This window comes from Microcystis sp. M169S2 (assembly GCF_020245865.1).
Lineage (GTDB): Bacteria > Cyanobacteriota > Cyanobacteriia > Cyanobacteriales > Microcystaceae > Microcystis > Microcystis ichthyoblabe_A.
Map to the genome: position 1 here is coordinate 22,616 of NZ_JADBUB010000097.1, position 13,453 is coordinate 36,068.

Annotated in this window: 10 protein-coding genes and 2 pseudogenes; 7 read left to right on the plus strand and 5 right to left on the minus strand. The window is 44.8% G+C overall.

What is annotated here, in order from left to right:
- Nucleotides 1–109: 109 nt before the first annotated feature.
- A pseudogene (locus tag IM485_RS09940) lies at nt 110–251 on the minus strand (IS30 family transposase); the annotation flags it as partial.
- Nucleotides 252–380: 129 nt separating this feature from the next.
- Between IM485_RS09940 and IM485_RS09945 the strand changes: the two are divergent.
- Complete coding sequence (locus IM485_RS09945) at nt 381–1,166, plus strand: SWIM zinc finger family protein (protein WP_287742786.1); 786 nt, start codon at nt 381–383, stop codon at nt 1,164–1,166.
- 121 nt (nt 1,167–1,287) lie between these two features.
- Here the strand turns inward: IM485_RS09945 and topA are convergent, their stop codons facing one another.
- On the minus strand, nt 1,288–3,924 hold the full coding sequence (gene topA, locus IM485_RS09950) for a type I DNA topoisomerase (protein ID WP_287742788.1): 2,637 nt from the start codon (nt 3,922–3,924) through the stop codon (nt 1,288–1,290).
- 335 nt (nt 3,925–4,259) lie between these two features.
- On the opposite strand from topA, the gene IM485_RS09955 reads away from it, so the two are divergent.
- The gene (locus IM485_RS09955) at nt 4,260–4,874 is read left to right on the plus strand and encodes a DUF938 domain-containing protein (protein ID WP_104396106.1); all 615 of its coding nucleotides are present in this window, start codon (nt 4,260–4,262) and stop codon (nt 4,872–4,874) included.
- A gap of 361 nt (nt 4,875–5,235) precedes the next feature.
- Here the strand turns inward: IM485_RS09955 and IM485_RS09960 are convergent, their stop codons facing one another.
- The gene (locus IM485_RS09960; protein ID WP_287742791.1) at nt 5,236–6,291 is read right to left on the minus strand and encodes a Fe(3+) ABC transporter substrate-binding protein; all 1,056 of its coding nucleotides are present in this window, start codon (nt 6,289–6,291) and stop codon (nt 5,236–5,238) included.
- A 247-nt stretch (nt 6,292–6,538) separates the two neighbouring features.
- On the opposite strand from IM485_RS09960, the gene IM485_RS09965 reads away from it, so the two are divergent.
- Entirely contained in the window at nt 6,539–9,160 is a 2,622-nt protein-coding gene (locus IM485_RS09965) for an O-linked N-acetylglucosamine transferase, SPINDLY family protein (RefSeq protein ID WP_104396104.1), read from the plus strand.
- A gap of 80 nt (nt 9,161–9,240) precedes the next feature.
- On the opposite strand, the gene cobT is transcribed toward IM485_RS09965, so the two are convergent.
- Nucleotides 9,241–10,311, minus strand: coding sequence for a nicotinate mononucleotide-dependent phosphoribosyltransferase CobT (cobT, locus tag IM485_RS09970; protein ID WP_104396103.1), 1,071 nt, complete (start codon nt 10,309–10,311; stop codon nt 9,241–9,243).
- Nucleotides 10,312–10,514: 203 nt separating this feature from the next.
- Between cobT and IM485_RS09975 the strand changes: the two genes are divergently transcribed.
- From IM485_RS09975 to IM485_RS22710, 4 genes and pseudogenes are all read left to right on the plus strand, one after another.
- A complete protein-coding gene (locus tag IM485_RS09975) occupies nt 10,515–11,393 on the plus strand; it encodes an ABC transporter permease (RefSeq protein WP_104396102.1) in 879 nt (292 codons plus the stop codon).
- A 45-nt stretch (nt 11,394–11,438) separates the two neighbouring features.
- Nucleotides 11,439–11,801, plus strand: a complete 363-nt coding sequence (locus tag IM485_RS09980; RefSeq protein ID WP_002801133.1) for a thioredoxin family protein — start codon at nt 11,439–11,441, stop codon at nt 11,799–11,801.
- Between the two features lie 16 nt (nt 11,802–11,817).
- Nucleotides 11,818–13,017, plus strand: a complete 1,200-nt coding sequence (locus IM485_RS09985) for an LL-diaminopimelate aminotransferase (RefSeq protein WP_287742797.1) — start codon at nt 11,818–11,820, stop codon at nt 13,015–13,017.
- A gap of 61 nt (nt 13,018–13,078) precedes the next feature.
- Nucleotides 13,079–13,165, plus strand: a pseudogene (locus IM485_RS22710) (PEP-CTERM sorting domain-containing protein); the annotation flags it as partial.
- 65 nt (nt 13,166–13,230) lie between these two features.
- On the opposite strand, the gene IM485_RS09995 reads toward IM485_RS22710, so the two are convergent.
- The coding region (locus IM485_RS09995) for an Rpn/YhgA-type helix-turn-helix domain-containing protein (RefSeq protein WP_502882177.1) at nt 13,231–13,453 on the minus strand (223 nt) is incomplete at its 5' end.

Below are 13,453 nucleotides of genomic sequence, written 5' to 3' on the forward strand. Positions count from 1 at the left end.
TTTAAAAAGTATAGGAGAGTGGGAAGTGGGGAGTGGATTTTTAAAGTTCGATTGGGAGTTAATCACACTATTAAAAACCGATTTGGTATCAGCTTGTGCTGTAGCTTTGTAGATAGCATCCGAGGGAACTTTGATTCCTTCTTAATTCTGGCTCCGGTCTTGCTTTGATGACATCCCAGCAAGACGGCTATTTGCCGTTGAGATAAATTTACCTCTTGACCAAGTTGGTAGAGCAAGTTTCTTTGTTCTATGTTAAGATGTTGAGGGCTTCGTTTTTGGGTCTGATTTGTTGTTGTTAAAGATCAGAATATACCTGATGAGCCTTTCTCTGTCAACTCTTAAGGTTGATGTGTTTCATTTTTGAATTGGCGAAATAAAAAATGACAGAACAAGCTTGGTGGGTACAAAAATGGCTAGAACTACTCGATTCCTATCGCTTTAAAAAACGCTTGGAACGAGCTAGACTTTACGCCAGAGAAGGCAATGTTTTAAGTATTGACTTTGAAGACTCGCAAGTTATTGCCAGAGTACAAGGCAGTGAACCAGAGCCTTATATAGTGGATTTATCCCTAGTCGCTTTTAGTGATGAAGAATGGGACTATATTATTAAGCTTCTCTCCAAAAAGGCCATTTATTCCGCTCAATTGCTCACGGGACAAATGCCCGATCATATCGAGCGTGTTTTTATCGATAGTGGGGTGAATTTATTTCCCTTTTCCCTAGCCGATATTCGCTCTCGTTGTACCTGTCCCGATCAAGCCAACCCCTGCAAACATATAGGAGCAGTATATTATCAATTGGGCGATCGTTTTAGTGTCGATCCCTTCCTGCTTTTGCAACTGCGCGGCCGAACCAAAAACCAAATTCTGGAAGCTTTACGCGAAAAACGCTCCTATTCCTCTGATAATCAACCTTTAGCCGTTAGTGAACCCCCCGCAGTAGTCGAAAAAACTGCCCCCGAAAGTGCTATCGATCGCTTTTGGCAGTACGATGAAGAGCTAGATCCCTCCCTCGTTGTGATTACGCCGGGGAATGAAAATCAAACCATTCTCGATATTTTAGGCAATTTTCCCCTCGCTGCCCCCGAATCCGATGCCATAGAACAATTTTTAAAACCAATTTACCGGCAAATTCCCCAAGAAGCGATGGCGATCGCTTTACAGTAGGGGAATTTGGGGTATATGAGCAGCCCGTTCAAAGTGGTGCCAAGGACAAAAAAGCCAACCGGATTTGTCGCCGCATCAGGTGAGGAATTGACCACGGGGAAAATTGCCTCACCACTAACCGCTAAACCTTCTTACTTTTGCCGGTTTTACCGCTTGGGGAAGTAGTTTTTTTGGTGGTGGTAGAAGTAGTTTTCTTGGTAGTGGTTTTCTTGGCAGTGGTTGTCTTGGCTGCTAGGGCGACTAAAGCTTGTTCTAGGGTGAGGGTTTCGGCGGTTTCTCCTTCAGGAATCTTGGCGTTGGTCTTACCGTGTTTGATATAAATTCCGTAGGGACCCTCGTACAATCCCACCAATTCGCCGTCGTCGGGATGTTTGCCCAATTCTTTTAAGGGTGGTTTGGTAGAACCACGAGCGCCGCGAGCTTTTTTCGGTTCGGCTAATAAGGCCAAGGCTCGATCGAGAGTTATAGTTAAGACATCATCGCTGGCTTTCAGGGAACGATATTCTTTTTCTTTGCCCTCTTCCTGAACCACATAGGGACCGAAACGCCCTAAACTGGCTTTGATTTTGCCTCCGGTGAGGGGATGGGTTCCCAGCAGTCGCGGCATTGCTAATAAACCCACCGCTTGTTCGAGGGTGATGTCCTCGGGTTTGACTCCTTTGGGTAGGGAGGCGCGTTTCGGTTTGGGATTGTCATCGCTGACATCTCCTAACTGGACGTAGGGGCCGTAACTACCCACCAGCAGATAAATTGGCTCTCCGGTGTCGGGATGAAGACCTATTTTGTCCGGACCTTCGGTTTTTTGTCGCAGCAGGGTTTCTACCTGTTCGGGGTTCAGATCCGCCGGGGTTAAATCGGCAGGGATGGAAGCGGTGAGGATTTCATCGCCTCGGGAGACTTCTAGATAGGGACCGTACTTGCCGATCTTGATGGTTGCCTGCAAATCCTCTAAAATCACCGATTTAGCGGTGCTAGAGTTAATTTGACTCTCGCGCTCTTTGACTTGGCTTTCTAGCCCTTTTTCGCCGCGATAGAAGCGATCGAGATAGGGCAACCATTGGGCGGAACCGGTGGCGATGTCGTCGAGGGTTTCTTCCATTTTCGAGGTGAATTTGGGATCTACGAGGTCGGGGAAATGATTTTCTAATAGACCGACGACGGCGAAGGCGGTGAAGGTGGGAATGAGGGTTTTATTCCGCATTTGGGCATAACCGCGATCGATAATGGTGCCGAGAATGGTGGCGTAGGTGCTGGGTCGCCCGATTCCTTCACTTTCGAGGGTTTTTACCAGTGAGGCTTCGCTATAACGGGCGGGGGGTTGGGTATCGTGGCTAATGGCTTCTAGTTTCCGACAATTGGGGGTATCACCGACGTTGAGGGGGGGTAGGATTATTTCTTGGTCGTCGATGGCGGCTTCGGGATCGTCGGAACCTTCCACATAGGCGCGGAAAAAGCCGGGGAAGTCGATTCTTTTGCCGGAGGAGCGAAATCCGGCATTTTCCACCTGAATATTGACGGCGATCTGGGTAATACGGGCATCGGCCATCTGTGAGGCGACGGTACGTTTCCAGATTAGGTCGTAGAGGGCGAATTCTAGTCCGCTTAGGCCGGTTTCCCGGGGTAGGCGAAAGCTACTGCCGGCGGGCCGGATGGCTTCGTGGGCCTCCTGCGCGCCTTTGCTTTTGGTGGTGTATTGCCGGGGTTGGGGACTGAGGTAGTTTTTGCCGTACATTTGTTCTACACAATTGCGGGCGGCGGTGATGGCCTGATCGGAAAGATGGACGGAATCGGTCCGCATATAGGTGATGTAGCCCTGTTCGTAGAGATTTTGGGCGATTCGCATGGTGTCCCTGGCGGATATGCCCAGTTTCCGGTTAGCTTCTTGCTGTAGGGTGGAGGTGGTGAAGGGGGGGGATGGTTTGCGAGTGGTGGGTTTTTCTTCGGTGTGGCTAACGCGCCAGATTTTGTCTTGGATGCGTTCTTTTAAGGCGGTGGCGGTGGCTTGATCCAAAAGTGTCACCTGGCGACCGGGGAGCAGTCTGCCGGTGTCGGCATCGAAATCGCTCCCATTTGCCACTTTTTGACCGTTTAAGGTGACTAATTTCGAGTCGAATTGATTTTTGTCCTTTTCGAGGGTGGCTTTCAGATCCCAATAATTGGCGGTTTTAAAAGCCCGTCGTTCCCGTTCCCGTTGCACGAGCAGACGCACGGCGACGGATTGCACCCGGCCGGCGGATAAACCTTTAGAGATTTTTTTCCAGAGTAGGGGGGAGAGGGTATAACCGTAGAGGCGATCGAGTATGCGGCGGGTTTCTTGGGCGTGAACTAAATTTTCGTCGATCGAGCGACAATTTTTGAGGGCGGCTTGGATCGCTTCTTTGGTGATTTCGTGAAATACCATCCTTTTGGTGGGTATTTTCGGGTTGAGTACCTGTAGGAGATGCCAACTGATGCTTTCGCCTTCCCGATCTTCGTCGGTGGCGAGGATCAGTTCGCTGGCTCCTTTGAGGGCTTCTTTTAATTCTTTGACGACTTTACTTTTGGTTTTGGGGACGACGTAGAGGGGATCGAAATCGTTCTCCACATCCACGCCTAAGTTGGCCCAGGATTTGTCTTTGTGGGCGGGGGGAATTTCTTCGGCGGAGGCGGGCAGATCGCGGATGTGGCCCATGGAGGCTTGGACTCGATAGCCGCTAGGTAGATAATTACTGATTGTCCGAGCTTTGGTGGGGGATTCGACAATAACCAGGGTTGACATAGGAATTGATCACGAGGGCATGGCCACAGCGACTGTTTTAGTTAGACTGACCATCTTTGTTTGATGATGGGCAAAAGTTACTATTTATCTTGACCAGCTTGATTCGGGTCAAAAGCCACTTACTACGATAATAGAGATTAAAGGCGGTCTTTTGTCACTAACTTCTTAATAAAACTTAATATTTTTCTGGAGCGGCGATCGGACAGCAAGGCACCGTCAAGGGTAATATAATCTGTTTGAGGAGTGGTAATTATGAATTATGAATTGAGGAGAAGGGAGATAGTCCTCGATACTAAATTAGGTTACGCTTCATCTTTATAAGAAACGCTGTAGTTATGTCTGATTTACGTCAATACGCCCCGGCAACAGAACGCAATCGTCAGCCGATTTTAGAAGTTATCAGCCAATTTTTACCGAAGACTGGGAATATCCTAGAAATATCTAGCGGCACGGGTGAACACGCTGTTTTTTTTGCCCCTCGTCTTTCTTCTTGTCGTTGGATTCCCTCGGATTGTAACCCTCTGGCTCTAGATAGTATTCGCAGTTGGTGTGATTATTATCCTAGTTCTAATCTCGATCGCCCCCTATTTATCGATGTTCATCAGTCAGTTTGGGCGGTAGAGAAGGAAAATATCGTTATTAATGCCATTGTTAATATTAATATGATTCATATCGCCCCTTGGTCCGCTTGTTTAGCTTTAATGGCGGGAGCGAGTCGCATTCTTAGTCCGGGGGAAATTCTCTATCTTTATGGTCCCTATAAACAACAGGGAAAACATACTTCTCCTAGTAATGAAAGCTTTGATTTTTCTCTCCGTTCTCAAAACTCCGCTTGGGGAGTTAGGAATTTAGAAGATGTGGTGCAAGCAGCGAGCGATCGAGGTTTACAATTGTTAGAAGTAATTCCTATGCCCGCTAATAATCTCTCGGTTTTATTTGCCTTAACATAGCAATTATCAGTGAACAGTAATCGGTAATTAGCTTCTAAAGGCAAAAGGCAAAAGGCAAAAAAAAGAATCTGGCAATTCTCCTACCTAAAAAGAAGGTTATAAACTAAGTACATCCAAGCTTTTAGCTTAACCAATTAAGTAGGGAGGCACAATTATTTGTAGGATGGGTTAGCGGTAGCGTAACATAATCGGGCGTTGGGTTTCATGCTTCAACCGTTCGGCTGAGCTCACGGCCGAAGCCCAACCTACGTTCTGATCACTGAAAAAAGCTCCCCACTTCCCACTTCCCACTTCCCACTTCCCACTGATAACTGATCACTGATCACTGATAACTGATAACTGATAACTGATAACTGATAACTTATTTCCAACCAGCGCGATTCATTACCTGTACTGCTTTGGCTAAATTAGGACCATAATTAGCCACACTAACGGTATCTTCTTTTCCGCGTCCGAGTTTTGCTAGAACAGTATCTAAAGCAACGCCTCGAACGACGGGATATTCTTGATTACCCTTAGCAAAAAAGTTCTGTGCTTCATTGCTAGAAAGATACTCTAAAAATTTAATTGCCGATTCTCGATTGGGGGCAGTTTTAATTAAACCACCACCGCTAATATTAACGTGAGCGCCGCGCCCTGTTTGGTCGGGGAAAATTACGCCTACTTTGTCATAAATTGCCCGTTTAGCGGGGTCTTTTTCTTCGGCATACCCAGCTAAGTAATAGGTGTTAGCTAGGGCTAAATCGGCAATTCCTGCGGCGACAGCTTCGATTTGTGCCTTATCATTACCCTGGGGTGAACGGGCAAAATTAGCCACTAATCCCCGACACCATTTTTCTGCGGCTGCTTCTCCTTGGATGTCGATTAACCAAGCGGTAAAAGATTGACTATAGATGTTACTAGATGACCGAGTGACGACTTTTCCTTTCCATTTGGGATTGGTTAAATCCCCATAGGAATCGATTTCTCTGGGGTTAACTCTGTCTTTGTTATACATGATTACCCGCAAGCGTTTACTAAACCCGAACCAGTGACCTTTGGGGTGACGCAAATTAGCGGGAATTCTTTGGGTGAGAATGCGGGAATTGACCGGGGCAAAAATTCCCTGTTGGTCGGCCCGCCATAATCTCCCGGCATCTACCGTCAGGAGTATATCGGCAGGACTATTGCGGCCTTCGCTTTTGATCCGTTCGATTAATGGGTCTGCTTCCCCTTCGACGAGGTTAATTTTTATTCCCGTTTGTCGGGTGAAGTTGTCATACAATCGTCGGTCGGTGTTGTAGTGACGGGAGGAATAGAGGTTTAATTGTTTAGTTTGGGCGGAAACCTCGTTTATTTTCCCTAATTGACCCACTGCTACCGCTAAGGTGGCTGTTCCTGCGCCTAGAAAGACTCTACGAGTTATTTTATCGTTCATTGCTCGATTCTTGGTAAAGTTGTCTTTTCCTATTGTACAGCTATTGAGAATAATTCTTATCTGTGCGAAAAATTATTTGTCGGGCTAGGGCGGTAGATGGGGTAAAATCAAGGTAAAATCAGGGTTTTTTGTTTTGATGGGGCTAATAAATCCTCGAATCTATCGCTAGTTAAGTTCAATAAGCCCAAAATGTTACCCTAAGCTCGATCGAGGGTATTGTGGAATAAAAGCAGCGAGAGTCAAGATAATGATCAACAGTAATCACCAACAAGCGATCGAGCTAATGTTAGCATCGGGAGACCATGATCAATTATTGTTATTTTGTCAGCAAGCACTGGCGGTTCATCCGGAAGTGACTGATTATTATCCCTATCTGGGATTAGCTTATCTGCTGCTAGGGCAGCAAGCAACAGCGCAAGAAATTTGGTTATTTTGGCTGTTAGAATCAGAGTCCAGTCAGGATTTAATTATGCTGCTCAAAAAAGAGATAATTAGAAATCTTGATTGCTGGCAGTTTGGCCAAGCTAAATTAATCTATCTTCAGTGGCTAGAATTAGAAGAAATAGAAGGGGATGAAGAGATAGAAAATTATGCCCTGACGGTGATAAACTCCTGTCTTCAAGAGGTGCAAGAGGCAATTAATCGGCGAGAATATACTTTAGCTGAGGACTTTTACTTAAGAATTTTATCTTGGCGTGAACAATTAGCTTACATCTGGCACGATTTAGGATATTTATACTATATAATTAACCGACTAACAGAATCTTTTAACTGTTTGGCACGAGCCATCAACTTAGAGGAAAATCAAGCATTATATCATTATACTATGGCCATGGTGCTAGAAAAACAATCCCGTTTAGATCTAGCGTTATCAGCTTATCAAAAAGCGATTGATCTCAAGGCTAATTTTATCGATGCTTATAACAAACTGGGCAATTTATTTTATAAACTAGGGCAGCTAGAGTCAGCCGAAAAAATCTATCAGCAGGGAATTAATAACCAGGCTGATTTTTATCCTTTCTATATCAATTTAGGCAATGTCTATTTAGTTAAACAAGCTTGGACAGAGGCCAAAAATGCTTATAAAACGGCCCAACAACTGGCAGGAGATAGACCAGAAATTAGTCAAAATCTCTCCCTTTGGGAAATTCTGCAAGCCGACCAAAAAAGAGCTAATCTTTATTCAGGTGATTATTTTTATCAAAGAAAAATCTATCAATTAGCATTAAACTATTATCAAAAATTATTATCAATTAACATAGAGGAGAGCAATTTTTATTTAAATTGCGCCCATTGCTATCTGATTCTCAAAGAAGAAAAAGAAGCTTTAGAAGTGTATAAAAAAGGCATTGCCTATCATCCAGAAAATATTGATTTACATTTGCGCCTAATTTGGTTACTACAAAATAATTATCCGATCGAGGTGGCAATTCAAGCAACTAAATCAGCTTTAGAGTATCTTCCCGATCACCCATCTCTGAAGTTAGAATTAATGCGGTTAATGCCGATAGTTTACACAACTCAAGCCGATATTATGCTGTATCGAGCGAACTACGAGAAACGGTTAGATAATATCTTGAAAAATCTTGATTTAAACACTACTAATCAACAACAAGAGGCTTGGAAAAGTATTGGATTAAGAACTAACTTTTATCTTCAATATCAAGCGGAAAATGATTTAGAACTACAAAAAAAATATGGAGAATTAGTTTATAAAATTGCCTCGGTTAACTTTCCCAATTGGGTAAAAAACCTAACCATGCCTACGGGAAAAATTCGCCTTGGCTATATTTCTGCTCACCTGCGTCATCACACAGTAGCGAAACTCTTTCAAGGATGGTTGCAGTGGCGAAATCGAGAGCAATTTGAAATTTACTGTTATGGAATAGATATTAATAACACCTGCGATAACTTTACCAAACAATATCAAGAGCAAAGTGATTATTTTTATCAATTTGATAATCTGGTCAATATAGAAAGAATTGCTCAACATATTTTAGATAATCAGTTACATATTCTGGTTTATTTAGATATTGGTATGGATGCTCGCACTACCCAACTAGCAGGATTGCGTTTAGCTCCAGTACAATGTGTAACTTGGGGACATCCAATCACCTCAGGATTACCAACCATTGATTATTTTATCTCCAGTGAATTAATGGAACCTGTGGAGGGAGATAATCACTACAGTGAAAAATTAATTCGCTTATCCAATTTAGGTATTGCCTATCCTAAACCTTCCCTTCCTCCCCAGAGAAAAACTCGTTTAGAGATGGGATTAGCCGAGGATAAAATCATCTATTTAAACTGTCAGAGTTTATTTAAATATCTGCCAGAAAATGACGATATTTTTCCTAGAATTGCCCGACAAGTTCCCCACAGCCACTTTATTTTTATCTGTCATCGTAGCGAATTTGTGACCCATTGCTTTCAGTCGAGATTAAGTCAAGCTTTTGATAAGTATGGACTCAATTGGCAAGATTACGGGGTAATGATGCCACAATTAGAACAAAATGATTATTTTCAGCTTAACCTATTAGCAGACATCTATTTGGATAACTTAAGTTGGTCGGGGGGAAATACCACCTTAGAAGCAATTGCCTGTCAGCTGCCAGTTGTTACCTGTCCGGGGGAATTTATGCGCGGAAGACATTCCTATGCTATCTTGAAAAAATTAGGCATAACCGAGACAATTGCTACGGATAAAAATCACTATCTTGAAATTGCTATCCGTTTAGGTTTAGATAATCAATGGCGGCAAAAAATCAAAGATTATACTAAAATGAATATCGATACAGTATTTAACGATCAAACCTGTGTAGAAAGTCTAGAAAGATTTTATCAATCTGTAGTAGGAGAGGATAAATAAAACTTTAGAGCTAGATAAAATTTAAAAAACTCACATCCGACGACCGACTCCCCCAAACGAAATCATTAAGACAAATGCTATCATTGAAACCCGATTAAATTTTCGATCGCTTTGAGCAAATCTTGATTAGTCCAATTCTGGTACAGACAAGCAGCGATCGCACATCCCCCCGCACCGACTCCCTCTTTGACGAAACCTTGTTCATAAGCTTGCAAAACCGGGTATTTAGAGGCGGAAAAGTTTAATTGTGTGGCTAATAAAGGCACTTTTCCGATCATTCGGGCTAATCCCACCGTATCCCCCGTTTTATCTTCCGCTACCCAGCGAGTTGTGCCGACGATGATATTTTCCCAGTTAACCGGATAGGCATATTTAGCCACTAGAGCTTGAATTAGGGCAGAAACGGCTAACATTTGGGTTCCTCCGGCGAGGAGTACCCCACCCTGCCCACTGGCGGCCATGGCCATGCCAGCGACGAAAATCTGCTGAGGATCGCCTAGGGCGGCGATTACCTCAAAAGGATCAAAAATTTCTTTTTGGGCTAATCCCTGCTCAACTATTGCCCATTTATGAGCATGATTGCACTGGGGATGGCTACTGTTAACTTTGCCGTTGGCTCGATAACCCAATCCGGTGAGGATGGCGAGGGCGGTGGTGGTGCCACCGACCACACACTCGCCGATAATTAGATAACTAGACTCGCGGGCTAATTTTTCTCCCCAGGTTAGTCCTTGGGCGAACAGGTGTTTTACTATGGTCAAGTCCAGGGCGCGGCCGGTGGAGAGACAACGGGCCGGTTGTCCCCCCAGTTCGATATAATCGACGGCCGGGGGCAAGGGTAAACCGGCGTTAAAAACGAGGACGGGAATGGCTAATTTTTCCACCACGGCGCGGGTAATATAGGCGGGGGAGGCTCCCACCGTTAGGGGGGGTAAGGGATAACGGGGATGGGGTGAAACTCCTTTAACGATAAATTCGGCATCGGCGATCGCTGTGTATTTTCTATCTTCCGGGGTAGCACCGGCGGTGGAGATTCCGGGGATTAATCCCGTCTCGGTAAAGCCTAAAACTAGGGCAAATATCGGAGAAGATTTTTGATGGCGCTCTAACCAATTTTGCCCCCGTTCGATTTCCGTGTAAATTTTAATCATCTGTTGACTTGACTAGGGTTGGCTGAATAAATCTAAAAACTTGGTTGGATAATGTCTTTAGGCTTTTTTGAGATCAAAAAGTGCGGGCCCGATGATCGGGGGGAAAATTCAGGCATTTTTCCCTGAAAATGGATAAAGGCCCACTTCCCACTTCATAATTGATAATTCATAAGTGATAATTGGTAATTCAGCAAACCCTAATTATGTCTCCCCTGTCTTCTGCAATTATCGATACTTGGCGACGTTTTTACCGAGATCCCCTGGCAACAATAGGAGCGATCGCATTAATTATAATTATTCTTGCCGTCCTATTCGGTCCGATTTTTTATCGGGTCCCCATTGATACCATTGATTTTAGTCAAACCACTGCTCCCCCTAGTTTAAAACATCTTTTCGGCACTAATGATCTGGGCCAGGATCAATTGGCGAGGATTTTGGTGGGGGGTCGAATTTCCCTGGCGGTGGGGATTGCTGCTATGATAGTTGCGATTATTCTAGGGACAGCGATCGGGGCTATTTCTGGGTTTTACGGGGGCGCAATCGATGGCTTATTGATGCGATTAACGGATTTATTCCTATCTTTGCCCCAATTACCCCTACTTTTACTGATTGTCTATCTATTTCGCGATAGCATCAAAAAAATCGCCGGACCGGAAACGGGTATTTTTATCCTCGTGGTTTTAGTAATCGGGGGTTTAAATTGGATGTCGGTGGCGCGATTGGTGCGGGGAAATTTTTTAAAATTACGAGAGATGGAGTTTGTCTCGGCTGCGATTGCTTTGGGGGCTACTCCTTTCCGTTTAATCTGGGTGCATTTATTACCTAATGTTTTGGGAATGATTATCGTGGCGGCCACTTTAGCCGTGGGTAATGCGATTATTACCGAGTCAACCCTGAGTTTTTTGGGTTTGGGTTTCCCCCCCGATGTGCCGACTTGGGGACAAATGTTATTTAAAGCTAAAGATTACTTGACAACTGCCCCCCACTTGGTCATTTTTCCCGCTCTGGCTATCGTGATCACGGTGTTAAGTATTAATTTTATCGGTGATGGTTTACGCGATGTCTTTGATCCTAATGTTTAAGGAATTGTGGAAGTGGATAATTGCCGAAAATTACCCAGAACCCCTATGATGATCAGTAACGATGGTGAGGAAATAAATACTGTGAGTAGCGTAACTGTCATTAGCGATCAGAAGTTTGACCAAGAGGTTTTTGAGGTCGAAAAACCCGTTTTAGTCTATTTTTGGGCGAGTTGGTGCGGTCCGTGTCGTTTGGTGTCCCCCTCGATCGATTGGGTAGCCAACACCTACGGCGAACGGCTAAAAGTAGTTAAACTAGAGGTGGACCCTAACCCCAACTCGGTGGCTAAATGTGATGTGAAAGGTGTTCCCGCTTTACGCATCTTTAAAGATAAAAAACTTATTGCCACTCATGAAGGGGCGATCGGCAAACCACAATTACAATCTTTTATCGATACCTATGTCAGCTAATTAGGTATCTGTGGTTATGAATAACTTAACCCTAGCACACCGCTTACAGGCACTCCAATCCAACGTTTTTGCCGATATGGATCGGGCAAAAGCTGCCAGTAGAGAAGCGGGTAATATCATTATCGATCTTTCGCTCGGTTCCTCCGATCTTGGGGCTGCTCCCCACGTTGTCGATGCTATTGAGCGATCTCTCCACGATCCTCACACCCACGGCTATTTACTCCATAATGGGACCAGAGACTTCCGAATAACTGCCGCTAACTGGTATAGCGATCGCTTTGGTGTCCCCATCGATGCGGAAACGGAGGTTTTACCCCTAATTGGTTCTCAGGAAGGCACGGCCCATCTACCTTTGGCCCTTCTCAATCCCGGAGATTTTGCCCTGCTCCTCGATCCGGGTTATCCCTCCCATTTGGGCGGTGTTGCCCTTGCTGGCGGTCAAATGTACGGAATGCCAATTTTGGCAAAAAATGACTTTCTGCCGGTTTTAGAGGACATTCCTGAGGCAGTGCTGGCACAATCGAAGCTGATGGTCTTGAGTTATCCCCATAATCCCACTACAGCGATCGCACCCTTGGCATTTTTCCAAAAAGCGGTTGATTTTTGCCGTCAGCATAATTTAGTTTTAATCCACGATTTTCCCTATCTAGACATCTTTTTTGCGGGAACATCGCCCCCCCCGTCAATTTTACAGGCCGATCGAGCTAAAACTAATTCGATCGAGTTTTTTACCTTTTCCAAGTCCTATAATATGGGCGGTTTTCGCATCGGTTTCGCCATTGGCAACCCGCAGTTAATTATGGCTTTGCGACAGATTAAAGCTATGGTTGATTTTAATCAGTATTTGGGCATTCTTAACGGTGCGATCGCTGCTTTAACTGGTAATCAAGATTCGGTCAAAGAAACCGTCGCTATCTTCCAAAAACGCCGGGATGTGTTTATTAATGCCCTAAATCGCATCGGTTGGCCAGTTGCCACCCCGGCCGCCACTATGTACGTTTGGGCGAAAATTCCCCCCAGTTGGGCGGGTAATTCCGTCGATTTTTGTCGGCAATTGGTGGCCCAAACCGGTGTCGCGGTCTCTCCCGGTTCCGGTTTTGGTAAGGGTGGCGAGGGTTATGTGCGTTTTGCCTTAGTTCACGATCCCGATATTCTAGAGGCTGCCGTGGAGAAAATTGGGGCTTTTTTGGGATCAAATCGATATTCTAAGCAGTAGTTATGCTGCAATGGATAACTTTCGCCTTGTTGCTGCTGATATTCCGGGTGATATTGGTAATGTGTCCACTCCCGAACCTTCTAGTATTATCGGACTAGGCATACTAGGGAGCGGTTTAGTGGTGCGTCGCCTCGCTAAACGTCGTTAACCGCGCTTGGGGTGGGGGGATGAGCCAAAATTTTGCCAATTCGCCACCCTTTGCGGTTAAAAGCTTTAATTGTGCTGCTGTCTTTGTAATTCCTCGATAGTTGCGGGGGATAAATCGGTAAATTGGGCGATTTCTGCGATAGGAAAACCAGCAGATAGCATTTTCAGGGCAATTTGTCGAGCTTTTTCTTCTTTACCCTCCTCTTTGCCTTCCTCTTTGCCTTCCTCTAAAATATCTTGATAAATGACGGATTCTCTCATAATGTCACTGCGAAGGATTTTTTTAATC

What these genes read in the sequence shown, in the direction of transcription:
- topA (WP_287742788.1), bottom strand. Translation starts at nt 3,924, where the DNA reads ATGTCAACCCTGGTTATTGTCGAATCCCCCACCAAAGCTCGGACAATC.
- IM485_RS09960 (WP_287742791.1), bottom strand. Translation starts at nt 6,291, where the DNA reads ATGAACGATAAAATAACTCGTAGAGTCTTTCTAGGCGCAGGAACAGCC.
- IM485_RS09965 (WP_104396104.1), top strand. Translation starts at nt 6,539, where the DNA reads ATGATCAACAGTAATCACCAACAAGCGATCGAGCTAATGTTAGCATCG.
- IM485_RS09955 (WP_104396106.1), top strand. Translation starts at nt 4,260, where the DNA reads ATGTCTGATTTACGTCAATACGCCCCGGCAACAGAACGCAATCGTCAG.
- IM485_RS09945 (WP_287742786.1), top strand. Translation starts at nt 381, where the DNA reads ATGACAGAACAAGCTTGGTGGGTACAAAAATGGCTAGAACTACTCGAT.
- IM485_RS09985 (WP_287742797.1), top strand. Translation starts at nt 11,818, where the DNA reads ATGAATAACTTAACCCTAGCACACCGCTTACAGGCACTCCAATCCAAC.
- IM485_RS09980 (WP_002801133.1), top strand. Translation starts at nt 11,439, where the DNA reads ATGATGATCAGTAACGATGGTGAGGAAATAAATACTGTGAGTAGCGTA.
- IM485_RS09975 (WP_104396102.1), top strand. Translation starts at nt 10,515, where the DNA reads ATGTCTCCCCTGTCTTCTGCAATTATCGATACTTGGCGACGTTTTTAC.
- cobT (WP_104396103.1), bottom strand. Translation starts at nt 10,311, where the DNA reads ATGATTAAAATTTACACGGAAATCGAACGGGGGCAAAATTGGTTAGAG.